The sequence below is a fragment of the Tritonibacter horizontis genome, from assembly GCF_001518015.1.
In the GTDB taxonomy this organism is placed as follows: Bacteria; Pseudomonadota; Alphaproteobacteria; order Rhodobacterales; family Rhodobacteraceae; genus Epibacterium; species Epibacterium horizontis.
The window spans coordinates 47,146-72,240 of record NZ_LPUY01000082.1; the positions used below are offsets into that span (position 1 = coordinate 47,146).

Here is a 25,095-nt window from a genome sequence, read left to right on the forward strand (position 1 = left end):
TGATCAGTGGTCGGCAAAGGCCCAGGGGGCGGCGAGGGTCAGGCCGATCTGGTCGCCTGGTGCAAAACGCGCGCTGCTTTGGGCGACGAGGGGGTCGCCTGTTGCCGCCACCAGATCGAGCCGGTAGCGCCCGCCAAGATAGGTGACACGCTCGACCTTGGCGCGGACGTCACCGGTTTCTGCAATGGTCAGGTTCTCGGGGCGCAGGCAGGCAAGCCGGGGCGTGTCTGTGTCGCTGTTCACGGCGATCCGGGTGCCCAACAGCGTCGCCCTGTAGCTGTGCCGGTCGTCGCGACTGATGTCGCAGAGCGGCACAACGGCGCCTTCGCCGATGAAACCGGCCACAAAGCGGTTTCGCGGACGGGCATAGAGCACCTCCGGGGTGTCAAACTGTACGATCCGGCCCGCGTTCATCACGGCAATGCGGTCTGCCATCGCCATGGCTTCGGCCTGATCGTGGGTGACATAGACCATTGTCGCCCGCGTCCGCCGGTGGAAATCGGAAAACACTTGCTGCATCGAGGCCCGCAGGGCGACATCCAGATTGGCCAGTGGTTCATCGAGCAGGACAGCGGTCGGATCCGACACCAGACAACGTGCCAGCGCGACCCGTTGCCGTTGACCGCCCGAAAGTTCCGAAGGCATGCGGTCACCAAAGTCCGTCAGGGCGGTGGCCGCCAGTGCGGCGTCGGTGCGCCGGGCCTGTTCCTGGCGCGAGAGTTTGCGGATTTCCAGCGGATAACCGACGTTGCGCCGCACAGTCATATGTGGCCAGAGCGCATAGGACTGAAACACAAAACCGATGTTGCGCGCCTCGGGCGGCACGTTCAGCTGGCTGGTGGCGTCGGCCACCATGCGCGACCCGATACGGATCTGCCCATGGCTTGGATGTTCGAACCCGGCCAGCAGACGCAGCAGCGTGGACTTTCCGCACCCGGAGGGACCGAGCAGGGCGACGAACTCACCGTCCGGGATGGTGGTGGAAATCGCCTCCAGTGCGGTGGCATCGCCGAAATGCTTGGCAATATCGGACAGGATCAGCTCTGCCATGGGACAACTCCTTTGGGCAGGTGGCGGGAGGTGATCTGGATCACGCCCATCAGGGCGATCACAACCGCGACGATTGACATGGCCACGGCGGAGGCCATCACCGTCTCGCCGCTGTCATCCAGGTTGAAGATCACCACCCCAAGGGTTTCGGTGCCCGACGACCACAAAAGTGCCGAGACGGTGAGTTCGTTGAACGCGGTGAGAAACACCAAGATTGCACCGGCCGCGGCTGCGGGTGCCGTGAGGGGCAATATAATGTCTGTCAGGCGGCGGCGCAGCGAGGCACCGACCGATTGCGCGGCTTCGTCCATGGCCGGGTCGAGTTGCTTCAGGCTGGATTGCACGGGCCGGAACATCACCGCAAAGAACCGGGCGAGATAGGCCAGGAAGATGATCCAGATGGTGCCGTAGAGCGTCCGGTCGGTGAAGGGCAGGTTGATCAGCAGCAGGATCATCGCAATCGCCAGCACAACACCAGGAAGGGCGTAAGGCAGGTCCAGAAGGCTGTCGAACACCCGTGCGAACCGGGTCTGGTGACGCTCCATCAACCAGGCGAGGGGCAGGCTGATTGCGATCAGCAGGGCAGCGGCACCGGTCGACAGAAGAAAGGAGTTCACAAAGGCGCGCCGGGTCGCGGGCTGTCGAAACAACGCTTCGTTCCAGCCTTCCAGCGACAGCGTGTCCAGCCGCAGCGGGACGCCATAGGCCGGCACCAGCGAGGTCGCAAGCAGGCCCACCATCGGCAGCACCAGAATGGCAAGGATCACGGTCCAGAGTGCGATTTCGACTGGCAGCCGCGCGCCGCCAAGCGGGATCGACAGTGTCTGGCCGGAGGGTCCGACCAGATGCACCCGCTGGCGGCGCTGAAAGAACCGCTGCAGCAGGATGCCAAAGATCGCCACCAGTCCGATCACGATGGCCAATACGGCGACTTCGGACAGCACCGATGTGCCCATCCCGGCGAGCCGTTGGTAGATCAGCGTTGGCAGGGTGGTGTATCCGGCGGGAATGCCCAGCATCGCCGGTATCCCGAAGTTGCCAAGGGCGGTGACAAAGGTGATGGCGATCCCGGCGGCGAGGCTCGGCAGGGTCAGGGGCAGCACGATCTGCCACCAGACGCGCATTCCACGAGCGCCGGAAATCCGCGCTGCCTCGACCACGTCCTGTGGCACGGCGCGCAGTCCGGCGCGCAGGGTCAGAAAAATGATCGACGTATGCTGGATACCGAGGAGAAAGATGATCCCACCGGCGGAATAGAGCGGTTGCGGCGCTCCGAGGGGCGGGGCGAGGCCGAGCGTTTTTAGGAACACCGATGACGGCCCCATGATCTGGGTCCAGGACAGCGCGGTAATTTGCGGCGGAATCATCATCGGGATCATCAGGCAGAACACCAGCGCGGCCTTGTTGCGCAGATCCGTCAGGGCAACCAGAAAGGCAAAGACACTGCCGATCACCACAGAGACCACTGTCCCAAGCGCGGCTGTGGTGAGCGAATGCCTCAGCGCCGTGTGCGTCGATGATTTGCCGAGCACCTCCGCAATGAATGTCAGGTTCACTGCGCCACCCGCCGTGATGCCTTCGTAAAAAAGCCGGACCACAGGGGCGAGGGTGACCAGGACCGCCACACCGAGAATGAGGGACAGCAGCCGACCCTCTGATCGGCTGCTGCTGGTATTGCGTGGAACAGGCTTCATTCGGAGCCAAAGACCGCGGCGAATTTTTCCTTGTTGGCCTCGGCATCTTTCAGCGCCTGGGCGGGATCAAAGGCCATCAGCTTGATCTCGTCGCGGGCGGGGAAGCCGGCGGGGACGTCCATGCCGTTGCGGGCTGGAATGTAGCCCATGTCGAGCACCAGATCCTGGCCCTGCTGCGACAGAACGAAGTCGACGAACTTCTCGGCCGCGGCGACATTCTTGGCGGTTTCGAGGATCGCGACAGGCTCGGTCACATAAGAGACACCTTCCTCGGGGAAGACGAATTCAACCGGCGAGCCATCGGCCTTGTTGCGAATGGCAAGGAAGTCCACAACCACACCGTAGGGTTTCTCGCCAGAGGCAACCGCCTTGAAAGTGCCGCCGTTGCCGCCCTGGGCACGGGCCTCGTTTGCGGCGAGTTTGTCATAGTAGTCCCAGCCGAGATCCTTGTCGCCCGTCAGCGTGGCAAGGTGGATCAGCGCGGCGCCGGAATAGAGCGGCGAGGGCATTGCGATCTGACCCTTGAGGCTGGCGTCGGCCAGATCGGCCCAGGATGAGGGCTGCATTTCGGCGCCGGTGTTGTAGACGATGCCGGTTGTGATCAGCTTGGTGGAATAGTAGTAGCCATCGGCGCTGTAGAGCGCGGGATCAAAAGCCTCCGCCTCGGCGGATTTATAGGCTTTCAGGTGTCCGTCCTGCGCCATCCCTTCGAGCGTGACAGTGTCGGCGATCAACAGCACGTCAGGCTGCGGGCTGCCGGCTTCGATTTCGGCCATCAGGCGGGCCATCAGCTTGGTTGTGCCATCGCGAACCCAGTCCACCTCGATATCGGGGTGGGCCGCCATGAAGGCATCGACGGTCTTTTGCGCATCGGCGTTGGGCTGCGAGGTATAAAGGGTCAACGTGTCGGCAAAGGACACGGAGGCAACCAGCGAAAGGGCTGCAGCGGACAGGATAGATTTCATTCGACGTCTCCAATGTTGGCTTTCGTTCGAAAGTCGGTGCGCTGCCCTTATTCCGTGAGTCTGAAACCGTTTTGTGACGTTTTTCCAAAATTATTTTTACCTTGATCGGTCTTGTTCGAGGTTGCTAGGACATCAGAAATTGAAGTTCACTTTCAAAGGAAAGCGAATGCGGAGAAGCGATCTGAACCGGCGACGAGATGAGATCATCGCATTGCTCTGCGAAGCGGATGCGCTGTCTGCGGCGGATCTGGCGCGCCATCTCGGGGTGTCGGTACAGACCATTCGGACCGACCTGCGCGATTTGGACGAAGCGGCGCTGGTCCATCGGCGCAACGGGGTTGCACGGCTGCGGCAGCAGTCGGAGAACATAGGATACGCGCCCCGGATCAGCGTCGCCCGCGCAGAGAAGCACCAGATTGCGATTGCGACCCGCGACCTTGTTCCCGATGGCGCGCGTGTCGCCCTTGGCACCGGGACAACGGTCGAGGCCTGCGCGCGGATGCTGGCGGCATCGCGAACAGGGTTGTTCGTGGCCACCAATAACATCCATGCCGTGGTCGCCCTGCAAGGCGCGCCAGAAGTGGAGGTCGCGCTGGCGGGTGGCGCGGTACGATTGCGCGACCTCGATATGATCGGCGCCGCAAGCGCTGCGTTCTTTGCGAACTACCGGGTCGATCTGGCGATCTTCAGCTGTGGGGGGCTGTCGCGCGAGGGCGAGATCCTGGACTATAATGCCGACGAGGTGGTGGCACGGTTGGCTCTGGGTGACTGCGCGCGATGTCGGATTCTGGTGATGGATCAGGCGAAACTGGGGCGCGATTTGCCCTTTCGGAAAGATCGAATTTGGGACTACGACGCCGTTGTCACCGGTGCCGAGCTGCCCCCTGAGTTACAGTCGCGCTGTCAGGATGCGGGCTGCGAGGTTATCAAGGTCAACGCCGGTCCCGAGGGTGTCGCGGCGCGTGAGCCTTTGAGCTGAAACGACAGTCGGCCGACATGCGCCCTGGCTCTGATACTGGTCAGAAATGCGAGTCATCGACCGGCCGACTGGTTAAAATGCGACAAGTATTGCCCGCCGTCCCTGCCACACCGTCCGGTTGATCCCCTGGGTTCAATCAGGGCTGATTGCAAGCTGTCCATACGCTGTCAGAGCCGTTTGCGAGACCGCCCGGGGGCCCGTTTCGGACGGGTGTCTGGCCTCTGTGCGGGTCTGAGTTTCTCCACAATCGCGGAAATCAAATGTTAAGGCCCTCGGGCTAAGACTTGTCCCATCGAACTGTAGTCAATCGCCGAAAACGGGGGTGCGAATCGCGAAAATGTCCACAGAAACGCAAAAGCATAATCTAGATTTGCCCAATGCCTTCGCGGATCTAGACCCATTGATTGCCTTTTTTGGAGCCTCCCGAGACAAGGCGGTTGAGATCGATTGCAGCACAGTCACGGTCATGCCGTCGCGTTGTCTGCAACTGCTCTTGGGAGCCGAACAACAGTGGCGTTCCGAGGGGCTGGGTTTCTCGGTCACTAATATCAACGAGGGGTGCAGAAAATCCCTCACCCTTCTGGGTCTGGAACCCAACCGATTTGAAGACGAGGAAACAGTATGAAAACCAAAGTTCTGGCAATCGATGACTCCCGCACTATCCGGAATCTGCTGGCAGCAACCCTGGAAGAAGCCGGTTTCGAATATCATTGCGCGGTTGATGGCCGTGAAGGTGTCGACATGTATGACGATGTCGCACCCGACGTTGTGATTACCGATATCAACATGCCCAATCTCGATGGTTTCGGCGTGATCGAAGAGCTGCGCGGCACAGGTATCAATTCCAAAGTGCCGATTCTGGTTCTGACCACCGAAAGCGCGCCTGAAATGAAGGCCCGTGCCCGTGATGCCGGGGCCACCGGCTGGATCACCAAGCCGTTCGACGACCAGTCCCTGATCTTTGCGCTCAAGCGTGTAACTGGAGCGGTTGCATAAGATGTCCGGGTCGATTCAAGATACATTCTTTGAGGAGTGCCAAGAGCTCCTTGAGGCTATGGATGAGGGTCTGACCGTTATCGAAGGAGGCGATCACGACCCCGAAACGGTCAACGCCGTGTTCCGTGCCGTTCACTCTATCAAGGGTGGTGCCGGTGCGTTCGGTCTTGATGATCTGGTCGCGTTTGCGCACAAGTTCGAAACGGTTTTTGACGAAGTCCGGTCCAACAAGCTGCAGCTGGATGTGAAGCTGATCCAGCTTCTGCTGCGCTGTAGCGATCATCTGGCCGATCTGGTCAGCGTCGCACGCGATGGTGGCGGCGTCGATCAGGAACACAACGATGTTCTGATTGCGGGCCTTGAGGAATACCTTGGCGAGGAAGAGGAAGAGCTCACGTTCGAGCCTATGGGCCTTGGCGGCCCCTCTGTCCCGCTGCCATTGATGGACGAAGCCGAGAAAACCTATGAAATTCGGTTTCATCCGCTGAAAGAAATGTTTGGAACCGGGAACGAACCGTTCTTCCTGTTTCAGGCTCTTTCCGAACTGGGCCCACTCAAGGTGGTCCTGGACGAGACAGAGCTACCGGGTTTTGACGCCATGGAGATGGATGAAAGCTATCTCGCGTGGAATTTGACCCTGACAACAAGCGAACCCAAATCCTCTGTCGAGGCTGTGTTTGAGTTCGTCGAAGGCCTGTGTGAACTCTCGATTGCATCCGACAAGGATGCCGAGGAGGAAGCCGCTGCCCTGGCTGCACTGAACGCTGCATTTGGTATGACCGGGGATAATGCCGAGCCCGAGACACCAGACCCTTTTGACGCGCCGGCATCCGCAGAGGTAGCTCCCGTGGCGACACCAGAACCGACGGAAAAAGTCGAGGCTGCAAAGCCCGAGAGCAACAAGCCAGAACAGCGCGGTCCCAAGCCGACCTTGCGTGTTGATCTGGAGCGGGTGGACCGGCTCATCAACGCGGTTGGCGAACTGATCATCAATCACTCCATGTTGGCACAACAGATTGCCAATCTGGATGTGGCGGACCTTCGAGATGTGGAAACTGAGCTGGAGGGGTTCAAGAACCTTGCCCGCGACATCCAGGAAGGCGTGATGTCCATTCGCGCCCAACCGGTCAAACCCTTGTTCCAGCGGATGGCCCGGATTGTGCGCGAAGCTTCGGCTGCCACGGATAAATCCGCCAAGCTGGTCACCGAGGGTGAAAACACAGAGGTCGACAAGACGGTCATCGAACGCCTGTCTGACCCGCTGACGCACATCTTGCGGAATGCGGTGGATCACGGTGTCGAAAAACCTGATGATCGTGAGGCGATCGGCAAGAACCGCGTCGGTTCCATTCGGTTGTCTGCTTCACACCGTTCGGGCAGCGTCTGTATCGAGATCAAGGACGATGGCGCCGGGGTAAATCGCCCGCGTGTCAAACAGATCGCGATCGAAAAGGGTCTGATCCCGGACAATGCAGAGCTGACGGACGCTGAGATCGACAACCTTCTGTTCCTGCCGGGATTTTCCACAGCCAAGGAGGTGTCCAACCTCTCTGGTCGGGGCGTCGGCATGGACGTGGTCAAGAACGCGGTGACAGCCCTCGGCGGGCGGATCAATATCTCGTCGACGCCAGGCAAAGGGTCCACATTTACGATCATCCTGCCGCTGACGCTGGCCGTGATGGACGGCATGGTGGTCTCGGTTGCGGATCAAACGATGGTTGTTCCGATCACGTCGATCATCGAAACCATGCGTGGAAGCGACGATATGATCAACAGCCTTGGTGCCGACGGTACCCTGTTGTCGATCCGTGGCAATTTTGTCCCGATCTGCGACGTGGCAAAGGCGCTTGGGCTGCGCAAGCCCAATGGTGACCAGCCGCCAGGCGTCTATCTTCTGGTGGAAACCGAAACCGGCGCGCGCAGTGCCCTCGCCGTGGACGATATTCATGACCAGAGACAGGTTGTGATCAAGAGCCTGGATGGCGTCTGTGGGAATATTCCCGGCGTCGCTGCAGCCACGATCCTGGGGGATGGCAAGATCGCCATGATCCTGGATCCAGAGAGCATCTTGGCGGCCTCCCCTACATCGGCCACCTTTGATACAGAGCGGAGAATGAGCAATGCAATCGCAAGCTGAAGTTAAAATTGGCGACCAAGAGGTCAAACATGCTCAGCAGAGCGAGTTTGTCAGCTTCACGGTTGCAGGACAGGCCTTCTGCCTGAAGATCACCCAGATCCGCGAGATCAGACGCTGGTCGCCGGTCACGATCTTGCCGCACGCACCCGTTGACGTGCTGGGCGTGATGAACCTGCGCGGGGCGGTCATTCCAATCTACGATCTTTCGGCGCGTTTTGGCCTGGAGCAAACAGAAGCCAGCGAACGCAACGTTGTAATCGTGGTTGCGGTCAACAATAAACCGGTCGGGTTGCTGGCCGAGTCCGTTTCCGAGATCATTTCGATCAACCCGGAAGAGATCCAGGACACACCGCAGGTCGATAGCCGCCATACGATGGAATACATCCAAGGCATCATCTCCCATGACGAAACCATGGTCCGCATCATCAATCTGGATGCGGTGATCTCTGTTCCGGAGCAAGGCCTGTCGTGAGCATCGCTGGTCGCATCGAACCCCTTGACGAAGGTATCATTCTGTCTGATCAGGACTTTGATGCCATCGCGCAGTTTGCCTACAAGCATTTCGGCCTGGCTATGTCGCCCAGCAAGAAGCCGCTTGTCTCGTCCAGACTGTCTCGCAAGTTGAGAAAACAGAACATCAAGACGTTCAAAGACTATTTGAAACGGCTTGATGGTCCCAACGCTGATCAGGAACGCAGCGAGCTTCTGTCCCTGCTCACTACAAATGTGACGCAGTTCTTTCGAGAACCACATCACTTTGAGACGCTGCGCAAGGACGTTCTGCCGCCGCTTATCGAACGGGCAAAGAAGGGCGGGCGGGTACGGATCTGGTCTGCAGGCTGTTCCATCGGTCAGGAGCCTTACACCATTGCGGCGGTATTGCATGCGATGCTGCCGGACGCTGACAGATATGACATCAAAATCCTGGGCACAGATATCGACCCGGTCGTTGTCAAGACGGCGGAGGTGGGACAATATCCGCTTGAAGACTTTGAGGGTATTCCCAAAGAGTACAAGATGCAGCTTGAAGCGGGCGCCAAGCCTGAAACGGGCCGGGTACCGCAATTCTTGCGCAACAAGGTTACATTCGGGGTCCTGAATCTCATTCAGCCGTTTCCGTTCAAGGGCAAGTTCGACGCGATCTTCTGCCGCAACGTTGCGATCTATTTCGACAACCCGACGCAGCAGAAAGTTTGGCAAGCCTTTCAGAAGTCCCTTACCCCTGGCGGGTACCTATTCATTGGGCATTCCGAGCGTATGTCAGGCCCTGCGGCCCAATATATGAAGACGGTCGGTATCACTACATATCTCAATACCCCTGGCTAGGTCACACTCACGGCTAGCCATGATGAGAACACGAGGAAATAGAACATGAGCTTAAAAGACTCTTTGCGCGTGATGGTCGTTGATGACATGTCGACGAGCCGAGGTATTCTTACCCAGTGTCTCGACGAACTTGGAATCAAGAACTACTTGGTTGAAAACAATGGACAATCAGCTTTTCAAAAGCTGGCATCCAACCCGGTACACCTGGTTTTGTCCGACTACAACATGCCTGGAATGGATGGGTTGGGTCTCCTGCAAGCGGTGCGAGGGAATGCCGCCACCCAACGGGTGGGGTTCATCCTTGTGACCGGTAAGCCGACGCCCGAGGTGATCGAGGTTGGCAAGAAACTGGGATTGAACAATATCATCCGGAAGCCCTTTACGGTGGCCTCGATGCGCCAAGCAATCGAGCAAGTGGTGGGGCGTCTGTAGGATGGATACGAGTTCTTCTAAGCCGCTCGATACGGTATATGCGAATTCTGCGCGCGAAATGCGCGCGCTGCAAAGCCAGATTCAGCAACTGGAAGATACCGTATTGACGATTGTTGAACGTCGGACACCCCCGACGAGCGCGGAAATCCGCGAACTGCAGGACTTTGATCTGATTTCTCAGACCTTGGGCGGGCTGTCGATCTTCTTTGACAAGTTGCGCGAACAAGTCGGCACCGAAGATTGCACCGATATCACGCGGGCAACCGAAAGTGTGACTCTGCAGAAACTCCGTGACAGGCTGCGCGAAAAGCAAGAGCTTTTCGAACTCTGATCCCGCTTTCGCCTTCTCTGGAGGCTGTCGGACGGGGAAAACGGGCGGTCGCTTCGGAAACGAAGCGGCCGTTTACATTTGCAGTGAAATTTGCGTGACTGTTCCGGACCGAGCGGCATTTCCCTTGTCCCGTCTGTGGTCGAGTGGAGAATGGTGAGCCGCCGCGGCTCTTCGACCAAAAGGCATTGCGCCTGCGATTGCGGCTCCCTACCTTCTGCGGGCACCTTGGACACCAACCGCAGGACAATATGTTCCCGATATTCACCCAACCCGGACGCTACCTCCTGACTGTGGCGCTGATGGTATCGCTGGTGTTCCCAGGGGTCGGTTCGGCGGACACGCTGCGAATTTTTGCAGCCGCAAGTCTGAAAACTGCGTTGGACCAGTTTGTGGAGCAATTTGAGACTGAGACCGGACAAGAGGTACGAATTGCCTATGGCGGTTCGTCTTCTTTGGCGCGGCAAATTTCGCTTGGGGCGCCGGCGGATATCTTCATCTCGGCCAATGCAAACTGGATGGATTACCTGCAAGAGAAAGGGCTGCTCGTCGAAGGCACCCGGCGGGATTTGTTCAGCAATCATTTGGTGATCGCATCTCATGAACGTGAGGGCAAGCTCGCCTCTCTTGAAGCGCTCTCCTCCCGACTGGGGGGGCGTCGCCTTGCGATGGCGCAAACGGATGCGGTGCCTGCAGGGATCTATGGAAAGGCTGCATTGCAGGCCGCCGGAGTCTGGGAGGATGTTAAAAGCCAGGTGGTGCAAACGGACAATGTCCGGTCTGCCCTCACCCTGATTTCAACCGGGGCGGCGCCTTTCGGGGTCGTCTATGGGTCCGATGTGCAGATCGAGCCGCGCGTCTCCGTTGCTTTTTTGATCCCCAGCGATCTTCATCCACTCATCGTCTATCCGATCGCGGCGCTACAGTCGTCGCCCCTTGCCGACAGTTTTCTGACGTCGATTGCGGCGCCTTCTGCACAGGAATTGTTTCAGAGCTTTGGCTTTCCCCCACCGGGCGGCGTCGATGATTGATCTGTTTTCATGGCTCGGCCCGCAGGAGTGGCTGGCAGTGCGTCTGTCGATAAAGGTCGCATTTTGGGCCATGATCGTCAGCTTGCCTTTTGGTGTGTTTGTGGCTTTCGCTTTGGCGCGGTGGCGCTTTCCGGGCAAGCAATTGCTGAACGGTTTGGTGCATTTGCCGCTTATTTTGCCACCGGTTGTAACCGGGTATATCTTGTTGGTGCTCTTTGGTCCGCTGGGGCCAGTGGGCCGAGTGCTGGAGCCCTATGGGCTGGGCATCGCGTTTCGCTGGACGGGCGCATCGCTCGCGGCTGGCATCATGGGGTTTCCTTTGCTGGTCAGATCCTTGCGGCTTTCCTTCGAATTGATTGACCCTGGCTTGGAACGTGCCGCCGCGACGCTAGGCGCGTCGCCGGTCTGGGTTTTTCTGAGTGTCTCCCTGCCGCTGGCCCTGCCAGGATTGATTGCAGGCGCGGTCCTCGCCTTCGCCAAAGCAATGGGAGAGTTCGGTGCCACCATCACCTTCGTGGCGAATATCCCCGGAGAGACTCAAACCCTGCCGTCGGCCATTTACGCGCTTTTACAGGTACCTGGCGGTGAAAACTCCGCGCTGCGGCTGGTTGTGATTTCTATTCTTGTTTCTTTTGGGGCGCTGTTGCTGTCGGAGGCGCTGAACCGTCGGCTGGCGGCACGGCTCATGCGGACATGACGTTTGACGTCGATATCGGATTGAGGCAGGGTAATTTCACGCTGGATGCGCAGTTCGCGGCTCCCGCGGGGCTTACAGTTGTTTTTGGTCGTTCGGGGTCCGGGAAAACGACCCTGATCAATGCGGTCGCTGGGTTACTGCAACCGGATCGTGGGCGCATTCAGGTCAATGATGTCCTGCTGTTTGACGCCGGGGCGAAGCTCAATCTGGCGACAAGAAAGCGCAGATTGGGGTATATCTTTCAGGATTCGCGGCTTTTCCCGCATCTGACGGTGCGGCGCAACCTTCTCTATGGTCGCCGGACTTTATGGGCCGCAGAGCAGACGGTGCGTTTTGACGACATTGTCGAGATGCTCGCACTGGGCCCTTTGCTGTCGCGGCATCCGTCGCATCTGTCTGGCGGTGAAAGGCAGCGGGTCGCGATCGGCAGGGCGCTCCTTGCGTCACCGCGGCTTGTTCTGGCGGATGAACCGCTCACATCGTTGGATATGCCGCGCAAATTGGAGATCTTGCCCTATTTCGAACGTATCCGTGATGAATTGGGTGTTCCGATCCTCTATGTCACGCATTCAGCGGCGGAAGTTGCCCGGTTGGCGACGACTGTTGTTGTACTCGACAAGGGGCGCGTGACCCAGATTGGGGCCCCGGCTGAGGTCCTGGCGGATCCAAACATGGTGCCGACAGGGGTGCGCAATGTCGGGTCAGTGCTGCAGGCGCGGCTGGTCAAACAACATGCGGACGGGTTGAGTGAGCTGCAGGCAGGCGAGGTTGCGCTGTTTGTTCCCCGGATCGAAAAATCCGTCGGCACCTTGATGCGGTTCAGGATCGCCGCGCATGACGTGATCCTGTCCAATCAACCCCCCGTTGGTCTGTCTGCGCTGAACGTGATCCCGGGCGAGGTGGCCTCGATCCGTGCGGGGGAGGGGCCGGGCGCCTTGATCTCCCTGACCACGTCAGCCGGTTTGGTGGTTGCGCGGGTGACGCAGCGATCCGCCATACGGTTGAATTTGGCTGTCGGAACCAGGGTCTATGCAATTGTAAAATCGGTGGCGATTGCGCCAGATGATATTGGCGGCGGGCTGGAGATTTAAAGACATCAGATTTTTATAGATTATATATTCTTTTCATTCGCCAGGATATCACCTATAGCCATCGGGCAAGGCCCTAGCAGTTTGTCGCGGGGTCATATGTCCTGAGGTTGCCGGTCGATGATCGAAGTTCGCAATGCCAGTCTGACTTTGGGCGGATGTTCCGTCCTTTCGGACATTACGCTGTCGCTCGCAGAGCGGCGCATTGCGATTGTTGGCAGCAACGGCAGTGGAAAAAGCAGTTTTGCACGCCTTTTGAATGGGCTGCACCTCCCGACACAGGGGGACGTCCTTGTCGATGGGCGCAGCACCAAGACGCACGGCAGGGACATTCGCCGTCAGGTGGGATTTGTCTTTCAGAACCCGGACAACCAGATCGTATTCCCGATTGTCGCAGAAGATGTTGCCTTTGGTCTCAAATCGCTCGGGCTGTCTGCCGACGACCGCCGCGCAAAGGCAGAGCAAATCCTGCGTCACTATGATTTGTACCATCTGCGCGACCACCCTTCGCACCGGCTGAGCGGAGGGCAAAAGCAACTGCTTGCGATTGCGGGCGTTCTGGTCATGAACCCCAGCTATGTGGTGCTGGATGAACCAACGACCCTACTGGATCTCCGCAACAAATTGACCGTCAAACGCGCGATTTCAGGACTGGAGCAGAACGCAATTGTCGTGACCCACGACCTTGATCTGGTGGCGGATTTCGACCGCGTCATTGTTTTCGACAAAGGCCGAATTCTCGCAGATGACGTGCCCAACGCAGCCCTTGATCACTACATAAGGTCGATGGAGGATGCTTGAGCTGTATCAGCCTGGCAACTCGCCATTGCACAGACTGGCACCCGGGTGGAAAATCCTGAGCCTGGCTGTCGCGGGTAGCCTGTTGTTCGCCGTCGATACCTTGATGTTTTCCGGGGCCGTCGTGCTGGTCACGCTTACGCTCTATCGCCTCGCAGAACTGCCGTTGTCGCGCGCCTGGGCACAACTCCGCCCCGCCCTGTGGGTGTTTGCCCTGATCCTGCTCGCGCAAGTTCTGTTCAATGACTGGTGGCTCGGCGTGCTTGCGATCACCCGATTTGCGGCCTTGCTGATGCTTGCCGGATTGTTGACGCTGACGACCCGGGCCAGCGAGATGATTGACGGTCTTGAAACCGCATTTGTGCCGCTGCGGCGACTGGGATTGCAGACCGAGCGGGTCAGCCTGGCCATTTCGCTGACCCTGCGCTTCATTCCGGTTCTAGTGGACGTTGTACAAGAGGTTCGTGAAGCACAGCGCGCCCGTGGGCTGGAGCGGAACTTTTTTGCACTGGCGATCCCGGCGCTGGTCCGAACCCTGCGCATGTCGGAAGATGTCTCCGACGCAATCGAGGCGCGCGAATTTTGACATTCCATAACAAACACAAAGAGGTACAGCTACGATGACCACAAAAGACACGGTCTATATTGCCCTGTTCGCGGCTCTCACAGCGGCACTTGGACTGATCCCACAGATCACGCTGGCCGCAGGCGTGCCGATCACTGCCCAATCCATGGGCGTGATGTTGGCAGGCGCCTTGCTGGGGGCAAAGCGGGGCGGACTTGCGATTGTCTTGTTCTTGGCTTTGGTAGCAATCGGGCTGCCACTTTTGGCCGGAGGGCGCGGTGGCGCTGGTGTGTTCTTTGGCGCCTCCGGTGGCTTTTTGCTCGGGTTCCCCCTTGGCGCATTTGTGATCGGATACCTGTTCGATCGCCATCGCACCCGCCCACCGTTCGCTCTGGCGTTGGTCTATGTTGCCGGTGGTGGCATTGGGGTTGTTTATCTGCTTGGTGTGCCATGGCTGGCGCAGGTTGCAAATCTGGCGACGCAGCAGGCCCTGCTTGGCTCTCTGGCCTTTGTCCCGGGTGATCTGATCAAGGTGGTCTTGACGGTTCTGATCGCGCGCGAAGTCCGCAAGGCGCTGCCGGATTTGTAACGGGCGACCGCGCTGGCGCGCATCGCGCCAGCGCAACGACGCTCCTAAACGGGCCATCCTTTCGGGTGCAAGCATCCGAGAGGGTTGGGACGTCCGTGGGGCAATTGTGACCTCTTGGCCCGCCACCAGGGCTTTTTCAGCGGACTGAAACCGGCGCGGAGGGACGGCTGCGCGAGGTCAGGAACAGGGACCGCGCTGATGCACAAACCGAAAATATTAACACTTCCATAGTATATCAGGTCGAACCCTGAGTTGTTGGTATGTCGCCAGTTTGGAAGTAGTCAGTATGCAATACATCCCGATCAAATGTCTCGTCGTCGAAGACGAGGAAGCTGATAGGTTAATGTTTAAACGGGTTTTTAGGCAATTTAACAGGGCTGGCAGCGTCGAGTTTGCAACGTCACTTGCCAATGCACGAAATTCCCTTGCGGTTCGAAAATACGACATCATCGTGCTCGACAATTCGTTAGAGGACGGAAAAGGTGCGGATTTCATACTGGAATTGTCGAAAAACGAAGAGCTTTCGCCGATTCCAGTTGTCATCGTCAGCGATTGGCCGTCTCCCTTTATGTATGCAAAAGCCAAGTCGGGAAACGTCTTGGACGTGTTGACCAAAGATCAATTCGATGTTGAAACCCTGCGCCGCGTGATGAAGGCTGCTTCACTATGCGATTAGAGGTGTCTATTTCTGCACGGACTGCCGGGAGTGAAATGTTGCCGGGTCAGGCGCCAGAGGCATGGGTTCGTCGTCGGTATTCCTCAAATTTGGAAACGGCCTTCGCGGCTCAACGCAGGAAGGGCACGCGGCTATGAATTTGGCGAACGCCACCTCTGAGGTTGAACTGTCGGGCAAGCCGCAACATGCCTTGTCGCGCTTTGCGCAACCCTCATCGAGCCAAACCCGCGCCCTGATCATAGAAGATGAGGAAACCGATTGTTTTCAAATCATGACAATGTGCCGCCGCGCCGGGCTCAACCTGGATGTTCACACTGCGGCCGATGCGTTCGAGTTTCGCGCTGAAATCGCGGCAACGGCGTTTGATCTGATTTTTGTCGACTACCACTTTGGTCTATTGACGGGGCTTGAGGTTCTGTCGGAAATCAACAGCTGTGATCGTCAGGCACAGGCTGTATTGATAATGGTCACCAGTGTTACAAAAACCGATATCGTCGTCGAAGCGATGAAATCTGGCTGCTCCGATTATTTGATCAAGGAACAGCTTAGCGTGGCAGGAATTCGAAAATCTGTAGAAACGGCCTTCGCAGATAAATCGTCTCAGGGTGAGTGAAACATAAGGGAGCAGAGGTCATCGCGGTCTCTGGCATGATCTATTGCCGGTTCGGAACCATGGGCGATGGTGTTTTTACAACAATGCCTTGCCCTTTGTTGGTTTTGACCAGCGGTTCCGACGTCGCCCTTTCCTGCCTTGGAGTTCAATATGGATAATCTTGAGTTTATCGTAATTGACGACGATGAAGGGGACTGTCGCGCAATAACACGATTCCTCAGCCGGATTTTCCCCAAAAGCAACATTTGTAGTTCGCTCGGCGATGGCGCAATCGTTGATCAGGTCGAGCGCGAACCGCATGTCGCACTGGTAGATTATGGCCTGCCGGGCGACAATGGTATTATCAGAATGGAGCAGTTGAGAATAAGCTGGCCCTCCACGGCATTTATTATCATGACCGGCCAGGGGGACCAGGAAATTGCACGAGATTCAATAAAACGCGGTGCGATTGATTACATCCAGAAGAATAAAATATCAGAGAGCTCTCTTGAGAGGATGGTCAACAGCGCCTTGGCCTACGCTCAGATTAAAATGAGAATGGAAGATCAGCAAAGAGAATTGGAGATCTTTTCAGATGTTCTTATCCACGACTTCAAATCTCCTATTCGGTCCATTAATTTCCTGGTTGATGAGTTGAAAATTGGCCTTGAAGAAAACGACAAAGCCTCAACCGACAATGTGATGCGCCTACTGAAGAGGTCAGCCTCGAGGATGGGAACGCTCATGGACAGCCTCGGCTGTCATGTCTCAGCAACGAGAGAGGTTACCTTCGAACCCGCGTCCGCTTTTGGCATTGCCGAGGCCGCTAAAGAGGCGATTGCGTCTGTGATTGCCGAGAGTAGTGCCGATATACGTTTGGAATTTGAGGACTTTGAACTTTTGTGTTGTGCGCCCCAGTTAAGTCAGCTGTTTCAAAACCTGTTTTCGAATTCGATCAAGTATTCAGGTGAAAACACGCCGCTGGTGACCGTTACCGCCTCACGGGATGAGCCGGGCAAAGTCACTTTTCAGATTACCGACAACGGTATTGGTATTCCACAGGAATTCCGTGAACGCGCTTTTGAGCCGTTCAAACGGGCGCCTGGGGCGACCTCGGTTCCAGGCACCGGCCTTGGCCTGGCAACCTGCCGGAAGGTGGCAACAAGGCACGGGGGCAAAATCTGGTGTGACGCCGAATCGACTGACGGCACGACGATCTTTCTCCGTCTCTCGATCGGAGAGATTTGAACCGAAGTTCGACTTTGGTGTCGTTTGATAGCGCATTGACGCTGTCGAACCTCATTCGCGCGGTCGAACGTTGATCTGATCACCTGTTGGTAGCTGGGCAAGGCCGCTGCGGGCCAGTTCTCCGATGCGACCATCGAAGAACTGAATGTTTTCGGGGGCGTTAAAAGGCAAAGGACAGCGACGCCACCAGCGTGTCGTGGCTGCGGTTTCCCTTCAGCCCATGGTGGAGCGTGTAAATTACGTCCAATCGCGCGTTGCGGGACATTTGCCGTGACAGGGTCAGGCCAAAGAGCCCATAGGTGGGTTCGTCCACGTATTCGTCGAGATCATTGACCAGTTCATGCTCCAGCCCGATGTGCATACCGGGCGCCCATTGGCCAATCCCGGCTTCTTTCTGCAATCGCAATTTGGCGATCATCGTGCCGTAGGATTCTGTCTTTCCGACAGCACCGCTGACCACATTGCCGAAACTGTCTGTGGTTTCTTCGATAAAGCTGCGCTGGAACTGCAGACCGATCTGCGGGTGCAGGACCCAGCCCTGTGGCACTGCGGCGAGGTCGGCCTTGCGGTATTGCCCGACCATCAGGGCCTGCAGATAGAGACGGTCATCGCCCTGCGACCGTGTGAGCAGACCAAAGGGTGTATTCAAAGCGCCCTTGGATTGGCCGAAGGAGAATTCCGCGCGCGCAGCAAGGCCCCAGTGATCGGAAATCTGATGCAACAGATCCGCGCGTAGGCCAAAGCCTTTGCGCTCCAGATCGCCGGCGCCGATCACCTCGGCTTTGCTCAGCTCGCCAAAGGCGCCGAAGGACAGCATGGTGCCTGTTGAGAGAAAGCGCAGGTACTGTACGTCGACGCGCTGAATATCGGCGTCGATTTCGACCTGTCCGGGATCGCCATCGGTCATTGTGCTGGCAAGCGAGAACCGCAGGGCCGACTTGCCGTCCTTCAAAATCTTCATGTAACTGAGGGGAAAGACCAACGCGCGCCCACCGTCTTTGTAACCGGTCTGCGGCGCGCCGGGACTGTGGGCAGAGGCGACGGTAACGCGCATGTCCGCAATGCGGCTTTGGACGGTGCCAAACTGGTCGTTCGAGAAATACTCCGGAAGCAGACCGGATTGGGCGAGGGCTATCATGCCGCGCAAGGATTGCGGCAATTGTGGTGCGCCTTGCGGCGGCGCATCGGCGACGGCCTGGCTTGCGGCCACGACCAGAGAGAGCGCTGCCGCGCCCCGTTTCAGAAAGTTCTTCATGTTTTCCTCCCTATGCGGCTCCGCGATGTCCTGAGTGGTCGCTGGAGCGGGTGCCGTGCATTTCTCCTCCGAAATGCGTGGCGACATAAAATTACTAGCAGGCCGGGAGACGGTTTAAAGAATACCAAGAAAGCGGTCGTGATGCGCCTGGGGTATCACCCCGTTTCGGTTGAAAAATGTATATTTGCCAATGGTTAAACCTGCCACCGTCGCAACGGAGACAGGGCTAATAATCAGCGACACGTCGCACCGCAGGGGGTGGGGCTCAAAGGCCGCCAAGCACCTGTTTGATCAGGCCTTCGCCTGGCCAGCGTGAACCCCGCCAGGCCACATGTTGGTCGGGCCGGATCAGAATGAGTGACGCTTCATAGAGCGGTGCAAGATTGGCATGGCGCAGGTCCAGAACCTTGAGCGGCACACCCAGGGCCTCCGCCTCCTGGGCGGCTTTCAGGCACTCTTCCTCGCATGTTCCGGTGGTCGCCAGCAGCGTCAGTCCAGACCCGAAGTGATCATAGAGCGAACTGCCATCCGCCAGCCAACGATGCGGCGCGATAGAGCCGGGAATTGCCAGCGGTACATAATCTATTGAACGCTGCCATTGGTCCTGTGTGCCATCATCCGCCACCACGGGTGAATTGCGGTAGCAATAGCCGAGCACCACACCGCGAGCGTAGAATTCCGCCCGCTTGGTCTCTTCGATCACGCGGGACAGTTCAGTTCGCAAGGCAGCCCCTTCGGCGCTGGCGTCTTCGATGCCTGGACGGGCGAGCTGGTTTGCAAGTGTCGAATGGTTGGCCTCTGCCGCGTCGAGAACGATCTCATGCGCCTGGCGCCGTTCGATTTCATAGCTCGACAACAGGTCTTGGCCGCCCCAACCGCGCAATGTGGCAGCCAATTTCCAGCCAAGATCAACCGAGTCGCTGATGCCAAGGTTCATGCCAAAGCCCCCAAACGGGGGATGCAGATGGCAGGCATCACCGACCAGAAAGGCACGCCCCTTGGCATAGCTGTCGGCAATAAACCGGCTGGCGACCCATTCGTCTGAACTCAGCACCTCGATCTCCGTTTCGATCCCGGTGGCCTGACGAATGGTGTCGGCGGCGGCCTCGGGCGATAGATCGAGATCGACGCTAACCCCTGTCGGCATAAAAAACCAAAGGTCGTCGCGGTCCATCGGACCGATCAAACTGGGCACGTCGCTGTTGATCTGCCAATACATGATGCCGGGGCCATGACGGTGCAATTTGGCAAGGTCCGGCGCACGAAAAATCACGTTGAAGTTGCGCGACAGACCGTAGGTGCCGACCATTTGCGCGCCGATTGCATCGCGAACGCCGCTGCGCGCGCCATCTGCTCCGACGAGATAGCTGGCTTCGATCACTTCGACGCCGTTGTTTGCATCGCGGAGTGTTACCGCGACGCCGGCGTCGTCCTGAGTGAAACTCTCAAAGGTGCAGCCATTGCGGATGCTGACCGTGGGTAGGTTCCGGACGTGTTCCAGCAGCACGGATTCGAGTTTGTATTGCGGTACCCATTGGCCGTGTTCTGAATAGTCCTCGTTGCGATCTGGCCGACAGTCGAGCGCATGTTCAAATCGTTTGAGCAGATGCCCGCCAAGGCGGGTCACAAATAACACATGAGAGGGGTAGTCGATGCCAAAGGGCGAGGCTTCTGCCAGTTTTTCGGCGATGCCCCATCGGCGCATATGCTCTCGGGTGCGGCAATGTGTGGTCTTGGCGCGCGGGGCCCAGCCCCGGCGGTCATCGCGCTCGACGATCAGGCAATGGATGCCCCGGTTGCCAAGCTCAATGGCGAGTGACAGGCCGACCGGGCCTGCGCCGACGACGACGACTTCTGGTGCATCTGAAGGGGGCGCCATGATGAGTACTCTCGGATTGAAAAGGAAAAAACCGGGGCCTGCGGGGAGAAGCAGGCCCCGATGGGGGCGCCGCCTCAGACGGGCAGACGAACGTCGCCTGGGGTGGTCGGTAGGAACTCCCCTTTGCGCGAGCGATCCAGAACCTCGGCGACGGTCGCGCCTGCTGCCAGCGCTGCGGAAATCTGCGGCGGGTCGACCTCGACTCCGATGGGTTCGCGGGCGAAGTCTTCGGAGGTGCGCATAAACTCGGTTGATTTGGCCCAGTCGCCGAAATTGTCGCTCTGCAGCTCGACAGAATTGCCATCTGGGTCGGCATAATAAAAGGACATCGTCAGCCCATGGTCGAGACAGATATGGGGAAGGATCCCCCCCTCGGCGAGACGGTGGAAATTGTCCAGCAGGTCTTTAAGCGTGGGGAACTCGAATGCGGTGTGATGCATGCCCGCATGTTTGAGCTTGTCCGGATCGTCCTGGATCGCGGGGGTCTGCAGGAACGCAATCCGGTGGTTGGCCGCGTCATTGGTGGTCCAGGAGCCGCCGTCAAATTTGAAATTCGGGGTGCAACCGACAACAGTTTCGTACCAGGCGATCATCTCGTCCAGGCGTGTGGTCTTGAGCGTGACGTGGTGCAAGACGGGTTTCACCGCGATTTCGGGGATGTCTTTCATGGTCTCTCCTCCTCAGAAGACATGTCGCTACGCCATCTGCGCAGCGGTCCGGGAGAGTATGCGGGGGCAGAAGGAGTGAATTCAGATGGCAAGAGCACGGTTGTGATACCAATTTGGCATCATGCCCCGGAGCGAGCAAAAAGGGCTGCACCGGCAAGCGGTGCAGCCCGGTGTTTGTCATGTCGCGGGCCTCAGAGGTCTGTAAGCGTCCCCTCGCGGGCCTCGGCGGCAAAGGCGAGGGTTTCCGACAGGGTCGGATGCGGATGAATGGTCAATGCCAGGTCGGCAGCATCGGCCCCCATTTCGATCGCCAGAACGCCCTCGGCCAACAACTCTCCCGCATGCGTCCCGGTGATACCGATGCCAAGAATGCGTCCCGTTTCCGGATCGGTGAGCAATCGGGTCAGCCCGTCGGCGGCCCCTTGCGTGCGTGCTCGACCAGACGCGGCCCATGGGAAGGTCGAGATTTCCACATCTATGCCCTGCGCTTTGGCCTCGGTCTCGGTCAGGCCGGCCCAGGCGATTTCCGGCGTTGTATAGGCAACCGACGGGATCGTCAGCGCATCGAAATAGGACGCCTCGCCACAGGCTGCTTCGGCTGCAACCTTGCCCTCATGCACCGCCTTATGGGCCAACATTGGCCCCGATCTGACATCGCCAATGGCAAAGATTTTTGCTTGTGATGTCCGCATCTGGCCGTCGGTGGCGATCTGGCCATTGGACTGGGCCGTCAGACCTGCGGCGGTAAGATTCAGCCCTTCGGGGCGTGCCTGCCGACCCACCGCGACCAGCAGGGCGTCGCAAACAATGGGGTCGTCCGCGGCCTGCCCCTCAAGGGTCAGATGCAAGGCGTCTGTTTCAGCGCGCACGTCTGTCAGCTTGCAACCAAGGCGCAAATCGTATCGTGTTTTGATGCGGTTGGTCAGCGGCGCCACAAGCGCCTTGTCGGCGCCAGGGATGATCTGGTCCGCCATTTCGATGACAGTGATCCGGCTGCCCAGTGCGTGGTAGACCTGTGCCATTTCCAGTCCGATGATGCCCCCGCCCAGCACCACGAGATGATCTGGAACCTGCGTCAGGGCCAGCGCGCCGGTACTGTCCAGAATGCGGGGGTCCTCCGGCAGGAACGCGGGCCGAATGGGTTCAGAGCCGGTGGCGATGATCGCATGGTCGAAGGTCAGCTGTGACTGGCTTCCACCGGGCAGGGTCACCGCGATTTCGTTGGGAGAGGCAAAGGCCGCCGAGCCCTCGATCACCGTGACCTTGCGCCGCCGTGCAAGCCCGGCCAGGCCGGAGGTCAGCTCGGTCACCACCTTGTCCTTCCAGCCCCGCAGCGCCGACAGGTTCACCGAAGGCGCGCCGAAGTGAAGGCCAAAATCATTGGCCGTGGCGGCGGATTCGATCACTTCTGCAACATGGAGCAGCGCTTTGGACGGGATGCAGCCCACGTTGAGGCAGACGCCGCCAAGGGTTGCACGACGGTCGACCAGCGTCACCGACTTCCCAAGATCCGCGGCCCGGAATGCGGCGGAATAGCCGCCGGGTCCGCCACCGATGACAACAAGGTCGCTGTGTTGTGGGTTACTCATGTCGCCAGTCCTCACAGGCTGATCCGCCGAAAGTCGGCGAGCAGGGTTTTGAGATGCACAAGGAATTTGGCGGCGGCAACGCCGTCCACCACGCGGTGATCCCACGACAGGCTCAGGGGTTGCATCAGTTGCGGGACAAATTCATCTCCGGACCAGACCGGCTGGACGGTGGCGCGGGTCATGCCAAGGATAGCCACCTCCGGTGCATTGATGATCGGAGTGAAGTTTGTACCGCCAATACCGCCGAGCGAAGAAATGGTGAAACTTGCCCCCTGCATCGCCTGTGCGGCCAGCCGTCCCTCGCGGGCGTCCTGGGCCAGGGCTGCCATCTCGGCGGCGATGTCGCTGACGCTCTTGGTATCCGCGCCTTTGATCACTGGCACGACCAACCCCTCTGGCGTGTCAGCGGCGACTCCGATGTTGATATATTTCTTCAACACCAATTGGCTGCCATCGAGCGAGGCATTGAACCTAGGAAAAGTCAAAAGGGTCGCGGCCGCCGCTTTCACCACAAAGGGCAACAGGGAGAGTTTCACCGCACTGCCTTCGCCATTTACCGTCTTGCGGAAGGATTCCAGCTCCGACACGTCGGCCTGGTCGAAATTGGTCACATGCGGGATGACCATGGCATTGCGTGCGAGGGCAGGCCCGGAGATGCGGGTAATCCGGCTGAGGTCAATGCGCTCGATCTCGCCGAATCTGGCAAAGTCGATCTGCGGCCAGGCAGGCAGGTCGCCTCCCGGCAGCGTAGGACTCGCGCCGCCCTTTCCAGTGCTGAGCGCCTGTCGAACGTAGCTGTGCAGATCATCCTGGGTGATTCGGCCCTTGCGGCCAGTGCCGGCAACCTCGGCGAGTGCGACGCCCAATTCGCGTGCCAGTTTGCGCACAGAGGGAGAGGCATGGCTTTTGCCCGTGGGGGCGGTCGGCGGTTGTGTTGCCGTTGTCGCCGGGGGCGGCGGCGTTGCCGCCACCCTTGCGGTATCCGGGGCCGTTGGCACAGGCGCGGCGGGGGCGGGCACCTGGGGGTCTGCGTCTGCGTCGGTCTCGCTGATCGCGAGCCGCAGCATCAGCGTACCCATCGAGACCAGTTCGCCCTCCTTTACAAGGATTTCAACCACGCGACCGGTCGCTTCGGAAGGCACATCAAGGGTGGCCTTGTCGGATTCCAGCACCAGAACGGTATCGTCAGGACGGATCAGATCACCCACGGAGACTGGGATCTCGATCACGGGCACCTCTTGAAAGTCACCAATGTCCGGTACGGTCAGATCAATTGTCTTGCTCATTGTCATGGCCTCACAGGGTCCAGGGGGCGGCGCCAGCGTCGCCCTTGTCGAATTGGTCCAGCGCATTTTGCAGCACGGCGGCGTCGAGGTGGCCATCGCGCACCAGCGCTTCGATGGCGGCAAGGGCGACGTGGTGACGATCGACTTCGAAGAAATCGCGCAATACGTGGCGTTGGTCCGAACGGCCGAAGCCGTCGGTTCCGAGGGCAATAAAACGTCCACGCACCTGCGGGGCGATCATCGTCGGCAGCGCCCGCACGTAGTCACTGGCGGCGACAACCGGCATGTCGCCTGGAAGCAATCGTTCCACGTGGCTTTGACGCTGCAATCCAGGGCTGTAGCGGTTCTGGCGGTCGATCTCGGCGGCGTCCCGTGCCAGCTCGCTATAGCTGGTGGCGCTATAGACCTCTGCTGCGATTTCGAAACCGGCAAGTAGCTCCGCCGCTGCGAGAACCTCGTTCAGGATCGCGCCGGAGCCAAGCAGCCGGACAGGGCCGGTGTCGTCGACTTTACCAAAATCCGCCACCTTATAGAGGCCTTTCAGAATGTCCTCTTCGACGGCATCCGGCATGTCGGGCTGAGCGTAGTTTTCGTTCATCACGGTGAGGTAGAAGAACTCGTCTTGCTCCTCGACATACATCCGCTGCATGCCGTGATGCAGGATCACCGCAAGTTCGTAGGCATAGGCCGGATCATAGGCCCGGCAGTTCGGCACCGTTGCCGCCATCAGAAGGCTGCTGCCGTCCTGATGCTGCAAACCCTCGCCCGAGAGGGTGGTGCGACCGGCCGTCGCCCCCAGCAGGAACCCGCGTGAACGCTGATCCGCAGCGGCCCAGATGAGGTCCCCAACCCGTTGGAAACCAAACATCGAGTAGTAGATATAGAAGGGCAGCGTTGCGACATCATGCATCGAATAAGAGGTCGCCGCCGCCACCCAGGAAGAGATCGCCCCGGCCTCGGTGATGCCTTCCTCCAACAGCTGACCGTTCTGCGCCTCCTTGTAAAACAGCATCGAGCCTGCGTCCTCGGGCTGATACAGCTGGCCGTTGGGGGCGTAGATGCCGATCTGGCGGAACAGGTTGTCCATACCAAAGGTGCGGGCCTCATCCGCCACGATGGGTACGATACGGGGGCCAAAGCTCTTGTCCTTCAGGAGCATGCTCATCATCCGCACGGCAGCCATGGTGGTGGACATCTCCTTGCCAAGACCAAAAAGGGCTATGGCAT

Annotated in this window: 26 protein-coding genes; 17 read left to right on the forward strand and 9 right to left on the reverse strand. The window is 58.8% G+C overall.

Annotated elements, in window-relative coordinates; all coding sequences use genetic code 11:
- Window positions 1–3: 3 nt before the first annotated feature.
- The 3 genes from TRIHO_RS16145 to TRIHO_RS16155 are packed head-to-tail and all read right to left on the reverse strand — an operon-like array spanning window position 4 to window position 3,709.
- Window positions 4–1,050 carry an ABC transporter ATP-binding protein gene (locus TRIHO_RS16145; RefSeq protein ID WP_068245915.1) on the reverse strand — a complete coding sequence of 349 codons (1,047 nt, stop codon included), beginning with the start codon at window positions 1,048–1,050 and terminating at the stop codon, window positions 4–6.
- Window positions 1,038–2,744, reverse strand: a complete 1,707-nt coding sequence (locus TRIHO_RS16150; protein WP_068245918.1) for an ABC transporter permease — start codon at window positions 2,742–2,744, stop codon at window positions 1,038–1,040. The genes TRIHO_RS16145 and TRIHO_RS16150 overlap by 13 nt, the downstream gene beginning before the upstream one ends.
- Window positions 2,741–3,709 carry an ABC transporter substrate-binding protein gene (locus tag TRIHO_RS16155; protein WP_068245921.1) on the reverse strand — a complete coding sequence of 323 codons (969 nt, stop codon included), beginning with the start codon at window positions 3,707–3,709 and terminating at the stop codon, window positions 2,741–2,743. The genes TRIHO_RS16150 and TRIHO_RS16155 overlap by 4 nt, the downstream gene beginning before the upstream one ends.
- Window positions 3,710–3,875: 166 nt before the next feature.
- Between TRIHO_RS16155 and TRIHO_RS16160 the strand changes: the two genes are divergently transcribed.
- The 17 genes from TRIHO_RS16160 to TRIHO_RS16240 all read left to right on the forward strand — a co-directional run bounded on the left by TRIHO_RS16160 (window position 3,876) and on the right by TRIHO_RS16240 (window position 17,191).
- Entirely contained in the window at window positions 3,876–4,688 is an 813-nt protein-coding gene (locus TRIHO_RS16160; protein ID WP_068245923.1) for a DeoR/GlpR family DNA-binding transcription regulator, read from the forward strand.
- Between the two features lie 337 nt (window positions 4,689–5,025).
- Window positions 5,026–5,313: an STAS domain-containing protein gene (locus tag TRIHO_RS16165; RefSeq protein ID WP_068245926.1), complete on the forward strand. Its 288-nt coding sequence runs from the start codon at window positions 5,026–5,028 to the stop codon at window positions 5,311–5,313.
- A complete protein-coding gene (locus TRIHO_RS16170; protein ID WP_068245929.1) occupies window positions 5,310–5,684 on the forward strand; it encodes a response regulator in 375 nt (124 codons plus the stop codon). The genes TRIHO_RS16165 and TRIHO_RS16170 overlap by 4 nt, the downstream gene beginning before the upstream one ends.
- Window position 5,685: 1 nt before the next feature.
- Entirely contained in the window at window positions 5,686–7,821 is a 2,136-nt protein-coding gene (locus TRIHO_RS16175; RefSeq protein WP_068245932.1) for a chemotaxis protein CheA, read from the forward strand.
- Window positions 7,805–8,293: a chemotaxis protein CheW gene (locus TRIHO_RS16180; protein ID WP_068245934.1), complete on the forward strand. Its 489-nt coding sequence runs from the start codon at window positions 7,805–7,807 to the stop codon at window positions 8,291–8,293. Before TRIHO_RS16175 ends, TRIHO_RS16180 begins: the two co-directional genes overlap by 17 nt.
- On the forward strand, window positions 8,290–9,147 hold the full coding sequence (locus tag TRIHO_RS16185; RefSeq protein ID WP_068245936.1) for a CheR family methyltransferase: 858 nt from the start codon (window positions 8,290–8,292) through the stop codon (window positions 9,145–9,147). The genes TRIHO_RS16180 and TRIHO_RS16185 overlap by 4 nt, the downstream gene beginning before the upstream one ends.
- Window positions 9,148–9,192: 45 nt before the next feature.
- A complete protein-coding gene (locus TRIHO_RS16190; protein ID WP_068245939.1) occupies window positions 9,193–9,579 on the forward strand; it encodes a response regulator in 387 nt (128 codons plus the stop codon).
- A gap of 1 nt (window position 9,580) precedes the next feature.
- Complete coding sequence (locus TRIHO_RS16195) at window positions 9,581–9,910, forward strand: hypothetical protein (RefSeq protein WP_068245942.1); 330 nt, start codon at window positions 9,581–9,583, stop codon at window positions 9,908–9,910.
- A gap of 248 nt (window positions 9,911–10,158) precedes the next feature.
- Window positions 10,159–10,938, forward strand: a complete 780-nt coding sequence (gene modA / locus TRIHO_RS16200; RefSeq protein WP_068245945.1) for a molybdate ABC transporter substrate-binding protein — start codon at window positions 10,159–10,161, stop codon at window positions 10,936–10,938.
- Entirely contained in the window at window positions 10,931–11,635 is a 705-nt protein-coding gene (gene modB, locus TRIHO_RS16205) for a molybdate ABC transporter permease subunit (protein WP_068245948.1), read from the forward strand. The genes modA and modB overlap by 8 nt, the downstream gene beginning before the upstream one ends.
- Complete coding sequence (modC, locus tag TRIHO_RS16210) at window positions 11,632–12,726, forward strand: molybdenum ABC transporter ATP-binding protein (protein ID WP_068245951.1); 1,095 nt, start codon at window positions 11,632–11,634, stop codon at window positions 12,724–12,726. Before modB ends, modC begins: the two co-directional genes overlap by 4 nt.
- A 117-nt stretch (window positions 12,727–12,843) precedes the next feature.
- Window positions 12,844–13,524, forward strand: a complete 681-nt coding sequence (locus TRIHO_RS16215) for an energy-coupling factor ABC transporter ATP-binding protein (RefSeq protein ID WP_068245953.1) — start codon at window positions 12,844–12,846, stop codon at window positions 13,522–13,524.
- Entirely contained in the window at window positions 13,517–14,107 is a 591-nt protein-coding gene (locus tag TRIHO_RS16220) for an energy-coupling factor transporter transmembrane component T family protein (RefSeq protein ID WP_068245956.1), read from the forward strand. The genes TRIHO_RS16215 and TRIHO_RS16220 overlap by 8 nt, the downstream gene beginning before the upstream one ends.
- Window positions 14,108–14,141: 34 nt before the next feature.
- Window positions 14,142–14,675 (forward strand): biotin transporter BioY, encoded by a 534-nt coding sequence (locus TRIHO_RS16225; RefSeq protein ID WP_068245959.1) that lies wholly within the window; start codon window positions 14,142–14,144, stop codon window positions 14,673–14,675.
- Window positions 14,676–14,961: 286 nt separating this feature from the next.
- Complete coding sequence (locus TRIHO_RS16230; protein WP_068245962.1) at window positions 14,962–15,351, forward strand: response regulator; 390 nt, start codon at window positions 14,962–14,964, stop codon at window positions 15,349–15,351.
- A 133-nt stretch (window positions 15,352–15,484) separates the two neighbouring features.
- Window positions 15,485–15,964, forward strand: a complete 480-nt coding sequence (locus TRIHO_RS16235; RefSeq protein WP_068245965.1) for a response regulator — start codon at window positions 15,485–15,487, stop codon at window positions 15,962–15,964.
- Between the two features lie 150 nt (window positions 15,965–16,114).
- Entirely contained in the window at window positions 16,115–17,191 is a 1,077-nt protein-coding gene (locus TRIHO_RS16240; RefSeq protein ID WP_068245999.1) for a sensor histidine kinase, read from the forward strand.
- Window positions 17,192–17,351: 160 nt separating this feature from the next.
- On the opposite strand, the gene TRIHO_RS16245 is transcribed toward TRIHO_RS16240, so the two are convergent.
- The 6 genes from TRIHO_RS16245 to TRIHO_RS16270 all read right to left on the reverse strand — a co-directional run.
- On the reverse strand, window positions 17,352–18,446 hold the full coding sequence (locus tag TRIHO_RS16245; protein WP_068245968.1) for an autotransporter outer membrane beta-barrel domain-containing protein: 1,095 nt from the start codon (window positions 18,444–18,446) through the stop codon (window positions 17,352–17,354).
- 265 nt (window positions 18,447–18,711) lie between these two features.
- Window positions 18,712–20,325, reverse strand: coding sequence for an FAD-dependent monooxygenase (locus tag TRIHO_RS16250; protein WP_068245972.1), 1,614 nt, complete (start codon window positions 20,323–20,325; stop codon window positions 18,712–18,714).
- 74 nt (window positions 20,326–20,399) lie between these two features.
- Window positions 20,400–20,993: a VOC family protein gene (locus tag TRIHO_RS16255; protein ID WP_068245975.1), complete on the reverse strand. Its 594-nt coding sequence runs from the start codon at window positions 20,991–20,993 to the stop codon at window positions 20,400–20,402.
- Window positions 20,994–21,184: 191 nt separating this feature from the next.
- Complete coding sequence (gene lpdA, locus TRIHO_RS16260; RefSeq protein ID WP_068245978.1) at window positions 21,185–22,582, reverse strand: dihydrolipoyl dehydrogenase; 1,398 nt, start codon at window positions 22,580–22,582, stop codon at window positions 21,185–21,187.
- Between the two features lie 11 nt (window positions 22,583–22,593).
- Window positions 22,594–23,868: a 2-oxo acid dehydrogenase subunit E2 gene (locus TRIHO_RS16265; protein ID WP_068245981.1), complete on the reverse strand. Its 1,275-nt coding sequence runs from the start codon at window positions 23,866–23,868 to the stop codon at window positions 22,594–22,596.
- A 10-nt stretch (window positions 23,869–23,878) separates the two neighbouring features.
- Window positions 23,879–25,095 (reverse strand): transketolase-like TK C-terminal-containing protein (locus TRIHO_RS16270; RefSeq protein ID WP_408646194.1); only part of this gene is annotated, 1,217 nt, incomplete at its 5' end.